The organism is Paracoccus suum (assembly GCF_003324675.1).
Taxonomy (GTDB): Bacteria; Pseudomonadota; Alphaproteobacteria; order Rhodobacterales; family Rhodobacteraceae; genus Paracoccus; species Paracoccus suum.
The window spans coordinates 721,502-738,757 of the sequence record NZ_CP030918.1; the positions used below are offsets into that span (position 1 = coordinate 721,502).

Annotated in this window: 15 protein-coding genes; 4 read left to right on the forward strand and 11 right to left on the reverse strand. The window is 66.5% G+C overall.

Translation table 11 applies throughout. The features are described 5' to 3' along the window. Positions 1–38 precede the first annotated feature (38 nt). The 5 genes from DRW48_RS03490 to DRW48_RS03510 all read right to left on the reverse strand — a co-directional run bounded on the left by DRW48_RS03490 (position 39) and on the right by DRW48_RS03510 (position 5,822). Positions 39–1,142: a flagellar basal body P-ring protein FlgI gene (locus DRW48_RS03490; protein WP_114077334.1), complete on the reverse strand. Its 1,104-nt coding sequence runs from the start codon at positions 1,140–1,142 to the stop codon at positions 39–41. Positions 1,143–1,150: 8 nt separating this feature from the next. Then, on the reverse strand, positions 1,151–2,152 hold the full coding sequence (locus DRW48_RS03495; RefSeq protein WP_114075202.1) for a flagellin: 1,002 nt from the start codon (positions 2,150–2,152) through the stop codon (positions 1,151–1,153). Position 2,153: 1 nt separating this feature from the next. After that, complete coding sequence (gene flgK / locus DRW48_RS03500; RefSeq protein WP_114075203.1) at positions 2,154–3,599, reverse strand: flagellar hook-associated protein FlgK; 1,446 nt, start codon at positions 3,597–3,599, stop codon at positions 2,154–2,156. 25 nt (positions 3,600–3,624) lie between these two features. Continuing rightward, positions 3,625–4,974 carry a flagellar hook protein FlgE gene (locus tag DRW48_RS03505; RefSeq protein WP_114075204.1) on the reverse strand — a complete coding sequence of 450 codons (1,350 nt, stop codon included), beginning with the start codon at positions 4,972–4,974 and terminating at the stop codon, positions 3,625–3,627. Between the two features lie 92 nt (positions 4,975–5,066). Further along, on the reverse strand, positions 5,067–5,822 hold the full coding sequence (locus DRW48_RS03510) for a flagellar motor protein MotB (RefSeq protein WP_114077335.1): 756 nt from the start codon (positions 5,820–5,822) through the stop codon (positions 5,067–5,069). A 182-nt stretch (positions 5,823–6,004) separates the two neighbouring features. Here DRW48_RS03510 and DRW48_RS03515 point away from each other — a divergent pair, with 182 nt between their 5' ends. Genes DRW48_RS03515 through DRW48_RS03530 form a run of 4 tightly spaced genes read left to right on the forward strand, consistent with a single transcriptional unit; the run spans position 6,005 to position 10,555 of the window. Continuing rightward, the gene (locus tag DRW48_RS03515) at positions 6,005–6,706 is read left to right on the forward strand and encodes a paraquat-inducible protein A (protein WP_114075205.1); all 702 of its coding nucleotides are present in this window, start codon (positions 6,005–6,007) and stop codon (positions 6,704–6,706) included. Next, positions 6,703–7,380: a paraquat-inducible protein A gene (locus tag DRW48_RS03520; RefSeq protein ID WP_114075206.1), complete on the forward strand. Its 678-nt coding sequence runs from the start codon at positions 6,703–6,705 to the stop codon at positions 7,378–7,380. The genes DRW48_RS03515 and DRW48_RS03520 overlap by 4 nt, the downstream gene beginning before the upstream one ends. Further along, the gene (locus DRW48_RS03525; protein WP_114075207.1) at positions 7,380–9,881 is read left to right on the forward strand and encodes an MlaD family protein; all 2,502 of its coding nucleotides are present in this window, start codon (positions 7,380–7,382) and stop codon (positions 9,879–9,881) included. The genes DRW48_RS03520 and DRW48_RS03525 overlap by 1 nt, the downstream gene beginning before the upstream one ends. A 2-nt stretch (positions 9,882–9,883) precedes the next feature. Further along, positions 9,884–10,555: a PqiC family protein gene (locus DRW48_RS03530; protein ID WP_114075208.1), complete on the forward strand. Its 672-nt coding sequence runs from the start codon at positions 9,884–9,886 to the stop codon at positions 10,553–10,555. Here DRW48_RS03530 and ferA read toward each other — a convergent pair. From ferA to DRW48_RS03560, 6 genes are all read right to left on the reverse strand, one after another. After that, positions 10,552–11,103 (reverse strand): flavin reductase FerA, encoded by a 552-nt coding sequence (gene ferA / locus DRW48_RS03535; protein ID WP_114075209.1) that lies wholly within the window; start codon positions 11,101–11,103, stop codon positions 10,552–10,554. The genes DRW48_RS03530 and ferA overlap by 4 nt on opposite strands. 3 nt (positions 11,104–11,106) lie before the next feature. Beyond that, positions 11,107–11,916 carry a 3'(2'),5'-bisphosphate nucleotidase CysQ gene (locus tag DRW48_RS03540; RefSeq protein WP_114075210.1) on the reverse strand — a complete coding sequence of 270 codons (810 nt, stop codon included), beginning with the start codon at positions 11,914–11,916 and terminating at the stop codon, positions 11,107–11,109. A gap of 14 nt (positions 11,917–11,930) precedes the next feature. Continuing rightward, a complete protein-coding gene (locus DRW48_RS03545) occupies positions 11,931–13,289 on the reverse strand; it encodes a TldD/PmbA family protein (protein ID WP_241963362.1) in 1,359 nt (452 codons plus the stop codon). A gap of 102 nt (positions 13,290–13,391) precedes the next feature. Further along, entirely contained in the window at positions 13,392–15,155 is a 1,764-nt protein-coding gene (locus DRW48_RS03550) for a DUF2125 domain-containing protein (RefSeq protein ID WP_114075211.1), read from the reverse strand. 164 nt (positions 15,156–15,319) lie between these two features. Next, positions 15,320–16,711: an adenosylhomocysteinase gene (gene ahcY, locus DRW48_RS03555; RefSeq protein ID WP_114075212.1), complete on the reverse strand. Its 1,392-nt coding sequence runs from the start codon at positions 16,709–16,711 to the stop codon at positions 15,320–15,322. A 71-nt stretch (positions 16,712–16,782) separates the two neighbouring features. Next, positions 16,783–17,229, reverse strand: coding sequence for a hypothetical protein (locus DRW48_RS03560; protein WP_114075213.1), 447 nt, complete (start codon positions 17,227–17,229; stop codon positions 16,783–16,785). Positions 17,230–17,256 lie beyond the last annotated feature (27 nt).

A 17,256-nucleotide genomic window follows, 5' to 3' on the forward strand; every position in this document is an offset into this window, starting at 1 on the left:
CGCCAAGTTACGACCGCGATCGTCCGTCACCACTCAGATCAGTTGATAACCACATCTGCATGCAAAGCCCCCGCCGCATGAATGTTCTTGAGGATTTCGATCAGATCGCGCGGGCGTACTCCCAGTGCGTTGAGCCCCGTCACGACGTCCGATAGCGACGATCCACGAACCTCCGCCAATCCGATCCCAGGATTCTCCGCAATCTGCGCTGTACTACGGGGCACAACAACCGTTTGACCCTCGCTGAACGGATTGGGCTGCACCACGTAGCTTTCATCTCGGACACGCAATGTGAGGCTTCCTTGCGAAACCGCCACGCGCGATATTCGCACGTCCTCACCCATAACCACGGTCCCGGACTTGTGGTCAATCACCACCCGGGCACGCGTTTCAGGCGTCACCGCCAGATTTTCGATCCGGCTGACCAGGTGTGCCGGATTGGGATTTCCCAGCGCTGAGGGATCGATATCCACGGTTCCCGCATCGCGCATCACCGCGACCTTGTCCCCCAAATCATTGTTGATCGCCCTCTCGATCCGCGCGGCGGTGGTGAAATCTGGTGTGCGAAGTGCAATTCGAAACCTCTCCATTGCCTGGAAGTCGAACGCAACCTCCCTTTCGACGCGGGCGCCCGAGGGGATGGAGCCGGAGGTTGGAACGCCTTGAACAACCTTGGTCGTGTCGTCGCCTGCCGTTACGCCCCCAGCGATGACTGAACCTTGCGCGACGGCGTAGATTTGGCCGTCGGCCGCGTTCAAGGGAGTCATGATGAGGGTTCCGCCGAGCAAGCTTTTCGCGTCCCCGATTGCCGAAACCGAGATGTCGATCTGAGACCCTGTGCGCGCAAAGGGCGGGAGCGCCGCCGTCACCAGAACGGCGGCCACGTTCTTGGGCCGAATTTGCTCATCACCAACATTGGCGCCGAGCCGTTCTAAAAGCCCGACCAGCATTTCCTCCGTGTAGGGCGCGTTTCGCAGGCTGTCGCCACTACCGTCGAGGCCGACCACGATTCCGTAACCAACCAGATCGTTGCCCCGCATTCCGTCGAAGGTCGCAAGGTCCTTGATGCGGACCGCTTGCGCGCCCGCCGCACCAGGAGCACTAACCAAGCCGATGCAGACTATCAGAAGGCGAGCCAGCATCGACGTCATCACAGGCGATCCGCCAGGCTCATCCGCGACAGGCGCGCAGTGATGGAGTAAAGCGTCTCTAGTTGCAGCTGCGCATTGGTCAGCGCCGTGGACGCCTCGTAGGGATCCGCCGCCGTTATACTGCCGCGAGCGATGGTCAATGTTGTGCGCTCGGCCGCGTTTCTGGTTCTGGCCAGTTCGACGCGTTCCTCCAGAACGCCTTGCGATGCCTGGGCGGAGATCAAACCGGCATCAGCGTTGATGATCACAGTGCCGGCGGCTTGGATCAGTTTGCCGCGCTCCACTTCGCCCGGGGGGCCGCTTTTGGCGATCACCGCAAGGGCCAAGCCTTTCAAGAGGTCGCGGAACGCCGGATTGCCCGCCGTCAGGTTGTTGCTCATCGTTTCGCCAGTCGTGAGCGGCAGCGGGCCAGCGCCCGTTATGCTGCCCGTCACGGTATTGCTCAGGTATCCATCGCTCCCCGAAGGGGCGTCGAAAAAGTCGCTAACGGCCTGGGTAATTTCTGCCGCCGTGCTGAGGCCTGCTGTGACCGCATCAATTTGCGCCAGCAAAGCACTTTTGGTGGCGACCGCTGGCTGGTTCGAGCGCGCGCCGGCGAACAGAAACTGCCCTGCCGCCTCGGTATTCAGCAGGCTCAGCGCCGCCTCGAGTTTTTCCTCGGCCCCCGCGACGAGGTGCGCACTCGATGCCTCCATCAAGGGCGCAGACACCATTGGTCCGCCCATCCCGTCGATGAGCTTACGCATGCTGTCCAACGCTTGTTGGCCGGTCGTCAGGCGTATCTCGGCCTCCGCTGCATTTCGATCAAATGCATCGAGGCGGCGCAGGCTGTTTTCGATGCTGGCCAGCGAACGGGTGTCTCCCCGCAGACTGCCGGCAACGTCGTTCTTTTGGCCGGACGCGACTTCGCGGGTCAGTGCGTCAAGACGCGTCTTGGTTTTCGCATAGGCCTGGTTGAGGCCAAAACTGCGGGCCAAGTCACCGGCGTGAGTCAAGCGCATCTCAGATCTCCAATATTCGGGCGATCATTTCATCGGCGGCCCTGATCACACGGGCATTGGCGGCATAAGCCTTTTCCAGACCGAGCAGACGCTGCATCTCCTGGTCCGTGTCGACGCCATCGGCGAGGAGGTCGGAATTCAGCGCGTCCACATGCGCGGCGTCGCGGGCCTGTGCATTGGCCGACTGGACACGCGCGGTGGAGGCCTGAGAAGACAGGGTGGACGCAAAGGCGGCGACGCTGCGGCTGCCTGGTGAAACCCCGGTCGAGGCAGTCTGCCTGCTGGCCATCAGGCGGTCCGCCAGCGCTGACAACTGGGTTGATCGTCCGACATCCCCCGCGATGGTCGCGCCAAGCCCGTCGCGGAGGCGCCAGTCGCCGCTGCCATCCGCCGCTAGCTGAGCCGTCAGAGACAGGCGATTGGCCAGCCCGCGCTCGCTTGCAGAGCTCGTGGCAGCACCGGCGTCAGTAAAAAGGCCAGGGTCGTCAGTAGCGAGGGTTGGATCGAGAGCCGGATCAGCGAACCGCTCGACCAAGTCGCGCGCCATGGCGTCAAGACCGGCCTGCACCTCCGGGGCGAGCGTGTCGCGGATCGCGAAATTTGCCTGCAGCGAGCCGCCGGCGAAAAGCGACATCAGGCTGTCACCCACGGGCTCGCCGTTCATCATCAGGCGGCCGACGGGCGGGGTTTCGACCTCCATCAAGGCGGTGACACGCCCGGCGGAGCTGAACTGAAGGTCGATCGGTTCGTCGCCGTCGAGAAGCGTGGCGCCCCCAGCCGTGAAAAGGGCGATACGGCCGTTATCGCGTGGCACCTCGCGAATCGCGACGATGTCGGCGATGGAGTCGATTGTGCGTTGGCGTTCGTCCATCAGCGTCGCGGCGTCGCGGCCGTTTGCGCGATCGATGATGATCGACCTGTTGAGGCGCGCGACGTCTTTCAGCGCGCTGCGCAAGCGGGTGACATCGGCGGAGATTCCTTCATCAGCTGAGGTCCGGGCGTCTTCGACAGCGCTTGCCGCAGTATTGATCCCACTGACCAGCGCACCTGCGGCCAGCCTGACAGCGCCTAGGCGGACCTCGTTATCGGGACGCGATGCGGCGGAGAGGAGCGCGGCCTCCAGGTCGCTGACCCTGTCGACCAGCGACGTGCCATCGCCAGGGACGCCGATTGCCGTCTCCATCGCCGAGCGGAAGGTCGCGACCGTCCCGCTGAAACCTTGCGCGGCCCCTGCGATCCGATGATCGCCGATCAAGGCGGCAGAGACGATACGCTCGACCGCGGCGATGCGCACGCCGCCCCCGTCGGCAAGGCCTGCCAGCACGATCTCGCGCCGCGTATAGCCGGGCGTGAGAGCATTGGCGACGTTGCCGGCAACAACCTCTGTGCCGCGCGTGACTGCGGCGAGGCCCGAGGCAGCGCTGGACAGTGCGGATGCAATACTCATCTCGGGGGCCTCGTTCTCAGTGGGTTCAGCGCTTGATGTTGGTGGTTTCCTGCAACATCTCGTCCACGGTCTGGATGACCTTGGCGTTGGACGAGTAGGCGCGCTGGGTCTGGATCAGATCCGTCAATTCGGCCGCGACATCGGTTGTGGAACCTTCACGAGCGTAGCCCCGGATGGCGCCCGTTGGACCGTCGCCGGCGTCCCACAGGAAGAACGAGCCCGAGTCGGGCGAGACCTGATAGGTCTGGTTGTTCAGGGCCGTCAGGCCGTTGGGGTTCGGCACATCGACTAGCGGGATCTGATAGATCGTGCGGATGAAGCCGGTGTCATAGGTGGCACGAAGGTAGCCGTTCTCGTCGACCTCGACGGCAGTCAGGTTACCGACGGGCGAGCCATCCTTGCTGATATTGGTGGGGGCAAAGCTGTCGGACAGCTGGGTCAGGCCGTTCGGATCGCCCACCTTGCCCAGGGCGACATCGATGGTCCCCTTGCCACCCAGGACGTTCAGCCGAACCTTGCCGGTCGCCGGATCATATGCGGGGAAGCCTGCAGCATTGGTCACCGAGGCGATGGTGCCGCCCGAGGTCTTGGTGTCGTTGAACACGACTTCGTAGGTGCCGATCAGGGATTCGTCGACGCCGGTCGTGGCCGAGTCGTCGGGCGTCGCCGAATCGCGGATTTCGATGGTCCAGGTGTTGGTGCCGGTCCCCGGCGTCGTCGCGACCGTCGGCTTGAAGGTGATGTTCAGCGATTCAGAGGTCCCGAGATTGCCGAAATACTCGACCTTCAGCGGGCGCGACGCGACCTTTGCGCCGAATTCGGTATCAGTCGCGGGCAGGTTGACGCCCAGCGTCATCGCGGTCGTGGGGTCAGACGAGGTCTGGTTGGCGTTGATCACCACCGGTTCGAGCCCGCCCAAAGTATCGCGCGGCATCACCGGGATCGTGCCGTCCGAATTCGCCGGCCAGCCCAGCAGCACCAGTCCCGAGTCGGTGCGGAGCACGCCATCGGCATCCGGGCGGAACGCCCCGGTGGTCGTCATCATGATCGGCTTTTCGCCCGACTGGCTGTTGATCGCCACCGATGTCGTGACAGGCAGCATGCCCCGGCCGGCAATGGCGATATCGAGCGGATGCGCGGTGGAGATCATGGCACCCCGCTGATCGATCACGCGCGAGGTCGAGGCGCGCACGCCGCCGGCGGAATAGACCCCGGCGCCGCGGGACTGGTTGATCACCATGCCCTCGAAATCCGTCTGCACCCGCTTGTAGCCATAGGTGCCGGAGTTCGAGATGTTGTCGGCAATGGTCGACAGCCGGGTCGCGTTGGCGGCCAGACCGGCAACACCGGCATTGAGCGAAGAAGAGATCGACATGTTGCGTCAGTCCTTGATGCGAGTCGCATGTTGAGGGTCAGACTGCGGCGCCGGGGCTTAACATCCGGCTAACGCGCGGCCGATTTCGGAAATTATCTCAGCAGGATCAGTTCGACCCGGTTGTTGGCCGGATCCATCGGGTTGGAGGATCGCGCGCGGCGATCGCCAAAGGCGGTCACGCGGGCGGTGCGACGTGCGCCAAGGCCTGCAGCCTCGATCAGTCGGCGCGCGGTCTGAGCGCGCGACTCTGACAGTGACCAGACAGGCGAGTGGATCAGGGTCTCGGGGAAGGCATGGACATGGCCGGCAAAGGCGACCTCGTTGCGGACATGGGCGAGGACACGGGCAACGATGGCCGACAACTCCTCCATCACGCGGGTCGGCTGGGCGGTATCGGCCTGAAACAGTGGCTCGCCGGCGAGATCGCTGAGTTCGATCACCAGCCCCTCGTCGGTGACGCGGGTGACCACGTGGCGCAGCAGGTTGCGCTGCTGCATCGATTCCGCGCCGTTGCCCGACAGCTGGGTGGCGATATCCCGCGCCAGTTCGTCAAAGCCGGGCGGGGCCAGCGGTTTTCCTGCCTCGGTCGCGGTGTCAGTGCCCTCGAAGGCCATCGTCCCGCCCGATTTGCTCTGCACGACGGTCGGATTGAAGTAATCGGCGAGGCCGGCCCGCTGCTTTTCCGTGGTCGCATTCAGCAGCCACATCAGCAGAAAAAACGCCATCATTGCGGTGACGAAGTCGGCATAAGCGACCTTCCATGCGCCGCCGTGATGGGCTGCATGTTCGCTACCCGCCATGCGGCGGATAATGATCGGCGCAGCGTTTCGATTGGCGGGTGTGGTCATGAGCAAATCCCTGACAGTCAGCGCAACCATCTAGAGGCGAGCCATTTCGATCCAGTTAACGGATCAAATGCCCCATAATTCCCCACTGCCGGGCACCGGGCCGCCGACACAACCAAGAGAGCGTCCAATCAAGTCCGCGCGTGCAGCTTGGAAAATCCGGGTGCCACGCCTAGGGTGCCGGCATGCGCGGCGGGGTTCAGATCGATATGGCGACAGGCGCCGGGCTCATCGCCTGTCCGCGCTGTGATGCCCTGTATCAGGAAACTGAACCTGCGACCGGTCAGCGCCTGCGCTGCCAACGGTGCAACGCGGTCCTCGCCACCTCGCGCGCTGGTTCGCTGTCGCATGTGATCGCGCTGGCCGTGACATCGGTCGTGCTGATGGCGGCTGCGGTATTCTTTCCGTTCCTCGAGATTTCGCGGATGGGGTTCGGCAACCAGACCTCGATCTTTGGCGTGGCGCTGGCGTTTTCGCATGGCTTCATGCTGCCGCTGACGCTGGCCCTGCTGGCCACCATCATCGGTCTGCCGGTGCTGAGGGCGGCGCTGATCCTTTACGTCGTCGGCCCGCTGGCCTTGGGCCGCGCGCCGCCGCGCCACGCCGCCCGCGCCTTTCGCCTGTCCGAGGAGATGCGCCCCTGGTCGATGGCCGAGATCTTTGTGATTGGCACCGCGGTCGCCATGGTCAAGCTGGCGGGCATGGCCAGCGTCAGCCTCGGGCCGGCGTTCTGGGCCTTTTGCGCGCTGATCCTGGTGAATATCGCCAGCCGCGTCTTCATGAGCGCAACGACAATCTGGGACGCGATCGAGGATGCCGGCCATCGCACCGACGGACGCGAGGTTCGCGGTCCGGCCGACCCGGAAGCCGCCCGGATCCAGTCATGAGCGTGCCGCACCCCGCCCCCGCGGGCGACGACGGCTATGTCATGACGGCGCATCGCGCCGGACTGCTGGGCTGCCGGCGCTGCGGTCGCGTCTGGCCAGCGGACACGCTGGATTGCGGACGCTGCGGCGCCGGCCTGGCCCCGCCCGACCGCCGTGGGCTTCAGGCCGTCTGGGCCTGGCTCGCTGCCGGGCTGGTCCTGTATGTCCCGGCGAACTTGCTTCCGATGCTCAAGACGCAGACCCTCGGCGGTCTGCAGGGCAACAGCGAGGCCACCATCATCGGCGGCGTGATCGAGCTTGCGCGCTACGGCAACTGGGACATCGCCATCATCATCTTCGTCGCCTCGGTCATGGTCCCGATCGGCAAGTTCATCGCGATCAGCTGGCTCGCCATCGTCGCCGGCCGCCCTGCGAGCATTGCCGAGGCGCACCAGCGCCTGCGCGTCTTCGAGGTAGTCGAGTTCATCGGACGTTGGTCGATGATCGACGTCTTTGTCGTTGCGATCCTGTCGGCCCTGGTGCAACTGGGCTTTGTCGCCTCGATCCACCCCGGTCCGGCCGCGGTGTCATTTGCGTTGTCGGTTGCCTTCACCATGCTGTCCGCGCAAAGCTTCGATCCACGGCTGATCTGGCGCGGTCTGCCGCTGCGCCGTCGCAAGGACACGCCCGCCTGATGACCGACCCGACCCTACCGCCCCGCGGGCCGCAATCGCCCTCCGGGCCAACCGGCAGCCCCCCGCAGCAAACCGACGCCGAAGGCCTGCCGCCGCGGCCACTGACAGAGCCTGCGGGCTTTGGCCGGCAGCCTGCCGCGCCGGCCGAGGACGGGACCGGGCGCCGTCCGGGCGTCCGGGCGGTGCAGCGCACGGCGCGAAACGCCATGCTGGCCGGGGTCTCGCTGATCTGGCTGGTGCCGATCATCGCGCTGATCGCCATCCTCGGACTGGCGTGGAACTCGTGGAGCCAGCGAGGCGATCTGATCCAGGTCAGCTTCAACGACGCCACCGGCATCACCCCGGGCGAGACGGTCCTGAAGTTCCGCGAGGTCACCGTCGGCAAGGTCGAGGGCGTACGCTTCAGCGGTGATCTGAGCGAGGTGATCCTCGACATCCGGGTCGACAAGGATGTCGAGCGCTTCATCGATGCTGATTCCCAGTTCTGGATCGTGCGGCCGCAGGTCTCGGCCAGCGGAATCTCGCGCCTCGATACCGTGCTGACGGGTGTATTCATCGAGGGTTACTGGGATTCCCAGATCGGCCCTCCCCAACAAGGGCCGCATCGTGGGCTCGAGCGCGCGCCCCTGACCCGCGCCAACCAACCGGGCAGATGGGTGGTTCTAGCCGCCGACACCGCCAAGGGCCTCAGTGAGGGGGCTCCGGTCCTCTACCGCGGCCTGCCCGTCGGCCGGATGGAAAATATTCGCCTGTCGGACCGCGACGAAGGCGTCCTTGCCGATGTCTTCATCGAGGCGCCGCATGACAAGCGCCTGACCACGGCGACGGTGTTCTGGGACACGGCCGGGCTGTCGCTGTCGCTGGGGGCGCAGGGGCTGGCGCTGAATGTCGGCTCGCTGTCCTCGCTGCTGCAGGGCGGCGTGCAGTTCGAGACGATGACCTCGGGCGGAACCCCTGTCCCGCCGGGCCATGTCTTTCGCCTGAACCCGAACGAGGATGCGGCCCGCAACAGCCTGTTCTCGGGCGATGCCGCGGGCGAGGTGCGGCTTACCGTGCTGGTCGACAATGCCGTGCGCGGACTGGCCAAGGGCGCCGACGTCCAGTTCCAGGGCCTCGCCGTCGGGCGCGTGACCGATCTGGGGCTGCGGGTGGCCGATACCCCGCCCGACCAGCCGCGCCAGGTGCAGCAAGAGGTGACCATCGCCCTCTCGCCCGAACGCATGGGCCTGCCCCCCGGCAGCACCTCTGACCAGACGCTGGCGTTTATCGCCGACCGGGTCCGCGAGGGCCTGCGCGCGCGCGTTGCCAGCGCGGGCTTCCTCGGCACGGCCCTGATGATCGAGATGATCCAGATTCCGAATGCCGCGCCGGCCACGCTGGACCTGGCCGCGAAACCCTATCCGCTGATCCCTTCGGCGCCGGGCGATATCAGCGATTTCACTGCCACAGCCCAGGGCTTCATCAGCAAGGTCGGCCAGTTGCCGCTGCAGGAAACGCTGCGCTCGGCGCAGGACATGATGAACAGCGTGACCGCACTCGCCTCGTCCGAGGAAACGCGCAACGTGCCGCGCGACGCCCGCGCGACGCTGGACGAGGCGCAAAAGACCTTGGCCGAGATTCGCAAGATCGCCGAGGATCTGCGGAAATCCGGGGCCATGGACCAAGCCGGCGAGGCGGTTGCGGCGACGCAACGTGCCGCCACTGCCGTGGCCGACGCGGTCGAGGGCGTGCCCAAGGTGGTCGAGCGCCTCGGAGTCGTCGCCGACAATGCCGCGACCGTCGATCTCAAGAAGCTGGGCGATGCCGCGACCGAGGCTGCAACTGCCCTGCGCGACGTCGTCGCGTCGGACGCCGCGCGCGAGTTGCCCAAGCGCCTTGGCACCGCATTGGAAAGCTTTGACAAGGCCGCCAACGAGCTGCGCGCGGTCACGACCCAGCTCAAGGATTCGCGGGCGGTGGAAAAGCTGGGCCTGATGGTCGACGAGGCAACTGCCGCCGCCGAGGCGGTCAAGGTGGCCGCGGCCGAGGTGCCCGACATGGTCACCAAAATCGAAGATACGGCGACCGCCGTCGAGGCATTCGATTTCGCCGGTATCAGCGCAGAGGCAAAGGGCATCGTGCAGCAACTGCGCGCGATGCTGGGGACCGAGGACGCGGCGCAGCTGCCGCGCAACCTCAGCGATACGCTCAAGGCGGCATCGGGCCTGCTTAACGATCTGCGGGACGGCAATGCCGTTGGCAGCCTGAACGCCCTTCTCGCCTCGGCCCGGACTGCGACCGACAATATCGCCGCCTCCGTCCAGCGCCTGCCCCAACTCGCGCAGCGATACGAGCAACTGGCCGCGCGGGCCGAGGCGGTGATTGCCACTTATGGCAACCGCTCGGCCTTCAACGTCGAGCTTCTCGGCGCGCTGCGCGAGTTGCGCCGGGCCACGGCCGCCTTTGGCAGCCTCGCCTCGACCATCGAGCGCAACCCCCGCGCCTTCATCTTGGGACGTTGACCATGCACAGCCGCCCGTTTTTCACCCTTGCGCTGCTGGTCCTGCTGGCGGCCTGCTCGAACCCGCTGAAAACCGGGCGGCACCTGATCGACGCGCCGCAAACCGGCAAGCAGCTGAGCGATCGCCTTGGCACGGCCGAGCTGTCCGATGTCTCGCTGCCCGAGTATGCGGCGGCGGACGAGGTCGCGTTCCAGGCGGCCGACGGAACCGTGCGGTCGGGGCCGCGCGCGCTTTGGGCGGACAAGCCGCAGCGGGCCTTTACGGTGGCCCTCGCGCGCTCGATCTCGGACGTGTCGGGGGCGACGGTGATCGCCTCGCCCTGGCCGCTGACCGAGCCGCCGCAGCACAAGATCCAGGTCGAGGTCGAAAAGGCCCTGGCCAGTCGCGACGGCCTCTACCGCCTGACGGGCCGCTATTATGTCTCGGACGAGCGCGGCAACGGCACCAGCCAGGCGCGCAGCTTTTCCATCGCCGTGCCCGTGCCGGCGGGCACCACCTCGGGCGTGGCGGCGGCGCAAAGCACTGCCATCAGCCAGCTGGCGCGGCAGATCGCAGAGCTGGGCGGACCCGGCCGTTCGGTCAAGACGACGACGCCCAAGGCCAGCAGCGATCCCTATGCGATCCCGCCGCTTTACCCTATTGACCCGCTGCCGCCGCTCAACCCCGGCAGCTAGTCCGCCTCGGCGGCGAGGCTGGCAAAGCGGCCGGCGACGAATACCAGCGGGTGATCGGCCGGCCCTGCGATGGTCACCCGCGCGACCTCGCCCACCAGGATCGAATGATCGCCGCCGGGATGGCAGGCATGGGCGCGGCAGTCGAACCGCGCCGCGGCCGCCGGCAGCAGAGGTACCCCCTCGGGCGAGACCTCATGCGCGAGCCCGTCGAATCCCGCACCGCCGCGCGTGAAACGCAGGCTGAGGTCGGTCTGCTCGGCGCCCAGAACATGTATCGCCCAACCCTTCGCGGTGGCAAAAGCATCGTGCCGGCTGGACGAACGTGCCGGGCACCAGAGCAACAGCGGCGGCTCCAGCGAGACGCTGGTGAAACTGTTGACGGTCATGCCGATGGGACGATTGTCGGGCGCGGTCGCTGTAATCACCGTGACGCCCGTCGCGAAGCGTCCCAAAGCCTCGCGAAAGCGTCGCCCCTCCTCGGTCGCGGGGTGAAAGCTGATGGCCTCGGCCAAGCGGCTGTTGCGTTCGCTGGCGTTTCGCGGGTCCATGCCTCAGTCCTCGCCCGCATTGGGGACGAGTCTCGCCAGCAGCGCAGCGTGGAGGGCCGGCGGCGCCAGCAGCAAGCCATCGGCCAGCGGTTGCGGCTGATTGAACCGCAGCGCGCGGCCGCGCCGGTCACTCACGACACAGCCGGCCCGTTCTGCGATCAAGCTGCCGGCGGCGATATCCCATTCCCATGAGGCGCGCAGCGCCATGACGGCGTCGAACTGACCCTCGGCCACGAGGCACATGCGCCACGCGATCGAGGGGCGAAACATGCGCCGCATCTCGGGCGGCAAACCCCCGCGCCAATGGACCGGGGCAAAGCTAGCCTTGCCGGTCAGCACGCTCGCCCCGTCCGGCGCGGTTGCGGCCGACGGCGCGATCACTGCGCCGTTCAGCGTCGCCGGCCCGCCCGCACGGGCGGCATACATCAGGTCCGGGATCGGCAGATAGACCACGCCAGCGATCACCTGATCGCCCTCGACCACCGCGAGGGCGTGCGAGAACCCCTCCTGCCCATCGATGAAGGCGCGTGTGCCGTCGATCGGATCGACGACAAAGGTCCGCGCCGCATCCAGCCGCGCGGGCTCGTCCGGGGTTTCCTCGCTGAGCCAGCCATAGCTCGGGCGGGCGGCGCCCAGCATCTGCTGCAAGTGGATGTTGACCGCCAGATCGGCCTCGGTCACCGGGCCGGCGCCCCCGTCCTTGTCCCAGGCGCGCGGCTCCTGCCGCCAGAAGCGACGGGCGATGTCGCCGGCCTCGCGCGCGGCGCGGCTCAGCAGCGCCAGATCGTCCGCCGGCGTTGCCAGCGGCGGCATCCGGCCAGCCTCGCTCACGCGCCGGCCACGGTCATGCCCTGAACCAGCAGGCTGGGAACGGCCTGCACGCGCCAGGGCTTTGCGTCGTTGGCGGGCGTCAGCTGCATCAGCATCTCGCGCAGGTTGCCGGCGATAGTGCATTCGTTCACCGGCCACGCGATCTGGCCGCCCTCGACCCAGAAGCCTGCCGCGCCGCGCGAATAATCGCCGGTGGTAGGGTTAATCGAGGCGCCCAGCAGCGAGGTGACCAGCAGCCCGCGCCCCATATCGGCGATCAGCGCATCGCGGCTGGCCGCACCTTGGGTCAGGATCACGTTCGAGGTTGCCGGATGCGGCGGGGCCGAGGTGCCGCGCGCAGCATTCGCGGTGCTTTCCAGCCCAAGCTTACGCCCGGTGCCAAGGTCCAGCACCCAGCCGGCCAGCACGCCATCCTCGACCAGGGCACGGCGGGCGCAGGCCAGCCCCTCGGCATCGAACGGGCGCGAGGATGCGAGGCGTGGGATCAGCGGGTCCTCGATCAGGCTGATGCCGGGCGGCAGCACGGGCTGGCCGTCGGCATTTCGGAGCCAGCTGGCGCCGCGCGCGATGGCAGTGCCGTTGATCGCCCCCAGCAGATGGCCGATCAGCGTGGCCGCGACGCGCTCGTCAAACAGGATGGGCACAGGGCCCGTCGGCGGACGGCGCGCGCCGATGCGTTCGGCCGCGCGCTGCCCGGCGAGGACGCCGATCTCCTCTGGCGTGGGCAGATCGCCCGGATGGGCGCGCGATTCCGAGGCCCAGTCACGCTCCATTCCGGTGCCGGTCCCGGCAATCGCGATGGCGGTCGTGGCATGGCTGCTGCGCCGATAGCCGCCGCTGAAGCCGTTGCTGGCCGCGATCCACACGCCGCGGCGCACGAATGACGCGCTCGCCGCCTCGGTCTGGGTGATCCCGGCCTGGGCCAGGGCGGCCGCCTCAGCCGCGAGGGCGCGGTCCTGCAACTCAGCCGGCGTGGGGTCGGAGGTTTGGGTATCTTCCAGCTCCAACCCGTCCGCGTCGCGGCGGGCCGACAGGGCCGACGGGTCGGCCAGCCCGAGGGTGTCGTCCAGAGGCGCCTCGCGCGCCATGGCGACCGCCCGCTCGGCCATTTCCAACAAGGTCGCGGGGCTGGTGTCCGAAGATGACACGCAGGCCTGCCGTCCGTTCAGAAGCACCCGAAGACCAATGTCGACCCCATTTGCCCGCTCGGCCTGCTCCAGCCGGCCGGCGCGGACATCGATGCTAACCGCATCCGCACCCACCGCGATGGCATCCGCCTCAGGCGCGCCGGCCTTGCGGGCGGCGTCCAGCAGGCGTTGGGTCAGATCGCGCAGGGTTTCGGTCGCTATCATCATCAACCTTCGTGGTTCGCTTTGAAGGCACCTTCGTGACATGGCGCGGGGCCGGAGAACAATCCCCCGGCCCCGCAAGTCCGTCTGCCGTTCCTGCGCCGGCGCTTACTTGATCTGCTGCCCGTTCGCGAGGATCGAGCCGTCTTCCTTGAACTCGATATCCGAGGTCATCACGTCCGAGCCTTCGGTCGTCTTGGTGAACATGGCCAGCATCATGCGATAGCCCTGCACCTGCTCGGACTTGACGACGCCCATGGCGACCAGCGTGTCGATCAGCTTGTTGATGCCTTCCATGCGGGCGTGAAGCGTGCCGACCGGGGTCTTGAGGCTGCCGCCGGCCGCGCCCTTCAGTGCGCCTTCGGCCGAGATCTTCGCACCGAGCGCATCAACCGCGAACTTGTTGATGGTCAGCTCGACCGGATCGAACGGCATCGGATTGTCGCTCGGCTCCTCGTCGTCGGGCGAGGCGGTTTCCGCGGTGGTATCGGTTGCACCATTCGTTGCAGCGTCCGGCGCGGTTTCGGTCGCAGCGTCCGGCGCGGCGGACGTGTCCGTTTCGGGCTTCGCAGCATCCTCGGCCGGCTTGTCGGTCGGGGTCGCGGCGTCCGGCGCCTCCGTGGTGGTCGCATCCGGCGTTTCCGTCGAGGTCGCGGCATGGGATTCGTCGCCGCCAGCCGCCTTGTCCATCACCGCGGGATCCAGCAGATCGTCGGTCACCCTGGCCAGGCCCGACACGTCGATATCGATATTAGCTGGGGTACGGGGCAGCTTTTTGGCAGGATCGGCAAGATCCCACAGGCTGTCGCCCAGCGTCAGCCCGCTGACCAGATAGGTCAGGCTGAACGGCGACGGGGCGTCCGACTTGCTGATCGGCACCATCACACCGAACGCGCCTTTGTCGAGCTTGTAGGTGATCGGCGCCGGCAGCTGGCTGTCGGTGATGCTGGTCTCGCTGTTGGTGCCCTCGACCTTGTAGCCGATTCCGCTGGCGGCCATGTCAAAGCTGGCGGCAAGGCTGCCGACCGTGGCAGCGACGGTGCCGTTGCTCGCGGTGCCTTCCTTGGGCTTGGACGTATAGTCGAACGAATGCGTGCCCGCGCCGCCCGACAGCTTGCCCTTGATGGTCAGCCCGTCGTTCAGCGCCTTGGCGATGTTTTCCTCGAGGTTGGCGATGCTGCCGCCGGCGGGCAGCGTCACTTCCGCGTCGACCGCCAGCTTTTCCAGCGAGCCCTTGCCCTTGATCGAGCCCTGATCGCCCTCGGCATTGGCGCCGGGGTCCTCGGCCACGTCGAGGGTGTAGTCCAGCTTGGCGATGGTGCTGTTGCTAGTATAGGCAGTGCCGCCGCGGGTCACGGTCTCGCTCACCATGTCCGTGGCAGTCACGCTCGCGACGTTGTTCATGGTACGGCTCTCCGCCGGCAGCTCGACCTTGTCGAAGGTCAGCGTCGCGGTCGGCAGCGTCATGCGGTCAGTGCGGTTGTCCAGATCGCCGGTCGAGAGGATCTCGGCCCCCGGCAGCTTCATGGTCAGATCCAGCAGAACAGGCTTTTCCTTGTCCTGCGTCACCTCGATATGGGCCGGGATCGTGTCCGGCATGGTCGTGCGAACGCCACCGTCGCCCGTGCCCTGCAGGACCAGTTGGCCGAGCTGCATGTTGATCTTGCTGGTCGGATTGTCTTGCGTCAGCACGACATCCTTGATCGTCAGCGTCTCGCCCGCCTGCTCGCGCGCGCCCTCGGCCAGCTTGTAGCCCATTGAGCTGTAATATTTGACCCAGCCGTCCCAGACTTCGTCGGGCGTCAGCGAGAATGCAGCAGGCGCCGTCACGAGGCAGATCGCCAGGGCCGAGCTCGTCAGTCGCAGGAACATCGCACTACCTCTCAGGAAATTTTTTACTAACGCGGCAAACTTGCCGATTTGTGCCACAGCCGCCTTGGGGGTCCAAGCGGCAACTGTCCCGGGAGGGGCAGGATGATTGTCTTTTTCCCGGGTTTCTGCCCGGCATCGGCCCCGGACGGCACCCGGCCGCGCCGTCAGTAACGATAAAGGTCTGACTTGAACGGACCTTCCGCGGGCACGCCGATATAGTCGGCCTGCTCGGGCGAAAGTTCGCTCAGCCGCACGCCGATCCGGTCTAGGTGCAGGCGCGCCACCTTCTCGTCGAGGTGCTTGGGCAGGATGTAGACGCCCGGAGCGTATTCGCCCTCCTTGGTCCAGAGCTCGATCTGGGCGAGCACCTGGTTGGTAAAGCTGGCCGACATCACGAAGGACGGATGGCCGGTGGCATTGCCGAGGTTCAGCAGCCGTCCCTGAGACAGCAGGATGATGCGGTTGCCGGACGGCATCTCGATCAGGTCCACCTGGTCCTTGACGTTGATCCACTTGTGGTTCCGCAGCGCCGCGACCTGAATTTCGTTGTCGAAATGGCCGATGTTGCCGACGATCGCCATGTCCTTCATGGCCCGCATATGCTCCAGTCGGATGACGTCCTTGTTACCGGTGGCGCTGATGAAGATGTCGGCGCTGTCCACGACATCCTCCAGCCGCACGACCTCGAAGCCGTCCATCGCCGCCTGCAGGGCGCAGATGGGGTCGACCTCGGTCACCTTCACGCGCGCGCCGGCCCCGGCAAGACTGGCGGCGCTGCCCTTGCCGACATCGCCATAGCCGCACACCACGGCGACCTTGCCGGCCATCATCACGTCGGTGGCACGGCGGATGCCATCGACCAGCGACTCCTTGCAGCCGTATTTGTTGTCGAACTTGGACTTCGTGACGCTGTCGTTGACGTTGATCGCGGGGAACGGCAGCAGCCCCTTGCGGTGCAAGTCATAAAGGCGATGCACGCCAGTCGTGGTTTCCTCGCTGACGCCGCGGATGGCATCGCGCTGGCGGGTGAACCAGCCTGGCGCCTCGGCCAGGCGGCGGCGGATCTGGGCGAACAGCGCCTCCTCCTCCTCCGAGGTCGGGGTGTCGATCAGCCCGGTCTCGCCAGCCTCCACACGCGCGCCGAGCAGGACATACATCGTGGCATCGCCGCCATCGTCGAGGATCATGTTCGCCGTGCCCTCGGCAAAGCGAAAGATCTGGTCGGTGTAGGACCAGTATTCCGCCAGCGTCTCGCCCTTGATGGCGAACACCGGCACGCCGGTCGCGGCAATGGCGGCGGCGGCATGGTCTTGGGTCGAATAGATGTTGCACGATGCCCAGCGCACGTCAGCGCCCAGTGCGACCAGCGTCTCGATCAGGGCGGCGGTCTGGATGGTCATGTGCAGGCTGCCCGCGATCCGGGCGCCGGCCAGCGGCTTTGCCTCGCCGTATTCCTCGCGCAGGGCCATCAGGCCCGGCATCTCGGTTTCGGCGATGTCCAGTTCCTTGCGATCGTAGTCTGCCAGCCCGAGGTCGCGGATGATCGATTCAGTCATGGTAAGGCGCCCCGTTCTGATTTGACCGGGGCGCCTTACCATTGCAGCGATGCAGGCTCAATGAACCGCACTCAGCTGCGCAGGCCGGCCTTGTGATAGAACACGTCCGGATTGGTGGTATCCGAGTAGCCGACCCCCGAGGCGATGACGCAGCTGGTCTTGTCAGGGCGCGCCATGACCAAGGTCCAGGTGCCCATCACGTCGGAGCCCCAAAGCTGGGTGTCGGCCTTGTTGACCTTGGCGTCGTCCACCAGCGATTCGCCGAAATCATGGCTCAGGGTGTGTGCGATCATCGGGTTGCTGTCGCAATACGGCGCATCGACAGACGCGTCGGCGCCGGACGCGAGGGCGCTCGCCATCGCCATGACCGAGGCGGCGTCTTGACCTGCGATGGCTGACCAGGCGCGGGGCTGGGTCTCCAGCCGGTCGCGCAACTCGACCGAGGACTGGGCTGGCACAGCGACAAAGGCGGAGGCAAGGGCTGCGGCGGCAAGGGTGAGGGCGGGGGCGGCTTTCATGGTCTCGGCTCGCTTCTGATTCGACCC

Excerpts from the sequence above, each read along its gene's own strand:
- DRW48_RS03525 (WP_114075207.1), top strand. The coding sequence starts at position 7,380 with ATGACCGACCCGACCCTACCGCCCCGCGGGCCGCAATCGCCCTCCGGG.
- DRW48_RS03530 (WP_114075208.1), top strand. The coding sequence starts at position 9,884 with ATGCACAGCCGCCCGTTTTTCACCCTTGCGCTGCTGGTCCTGCTGGCG.
- DRW48_RS03490 (WP_114077334.1), bottom strand. The coding sequence starts at position 1,142 with ATGCTGGCTCGCCTTCTGATAGTCTGCATCGGCTTGGTTAGTGCTCCT.
- DRW48_RS03505 (WP_114075204.1), bottom strand. The coding sequence starts at position 4,974 with ATGTCGATCTCTTCTTCGCTCAATGCCGGTGTTGCCGGTCTGGCCGCC.
- flgK (WP_114075203.1), bottom strand. The coding sequence starts at position 3,599 with ATGAGTATTGCATCCGCACTGTCCAGCGCTGCCTCGGGCCTCGCCGCA.
- DRW48_RS03515 (WP_114075205.1), top strand. The coding sequence starts at position 6,005 with ATGCGCGGCGGGGTTCAGATCGATATGGCGACAGGCGCCGGGCTCATC.
- DRW48_RS03540 (WP_114075210.1), bottom strand. The coding sequence starts at position 11,916 with ATGCCGCCGCTGGCAACGCCGGCGGACGATCTGGCGCTGCTGAGCCGC.
- ferA (WP_114075209.1), bottom strand. The coding sequence starts at position 11,103 with ATGGACCCGCGAAACGCCAGCGAACGCAACAGCCGCTTGGCCGAGGCC.
- ahcY (WP_114075212.1), bottom strand. The coding sequence starts at position 16,711 with ATGACTGAATCGATCATCCGCGACCTCGGGCTGGCAGACTACGATCGC.
- DRW48_RS03520 (WP_114075206.1), top strand. The coding sequence starts at position 6,703 with ATGAGCGTGCCGCACCCCGCCCCCGCGGGCGACGACGGCTATGTCATG.
- DRW48_RS03495 (WP_114075202.1), bottom strand. The coding sequence starts at position 2,152 with ATGCGCTTGACTCACGCCGGTGACTTGGCCCGCAGTTTTGGCCTCAAC.
- DRW48_RS03510 (WP_114077335.1), bottom strand. The coding sequence starts at position 5,822 with ATGACCACACCCGCCAATCGAAACGCTGCGCCGATCATTATCCGCCGC.
- DRW48_RS03550 (WP_114075211.1), bottom strand. The coding sequence starts at position 15,155 with ATGTTCCTGCGACTGACGAGCTCGGCCCTGGCGATCTGCCTCGTGACG.
- DRW48_RS03545 (WP_241963362.1), bottom strand. The coding sequence starts at position 13,289 with ATGATGATAGCGACCGAAACCCTGCGCGATCTGACCCAACGCCTGCTG.
- DRW48_RS03560 (WP_114075213.1), bottom strand. The coding sequence starts at position 17,229 with ATGAAAGCCGCCCCCGCCCTCACCCTTGCCGCCGCAGCCCTTGCCTCC.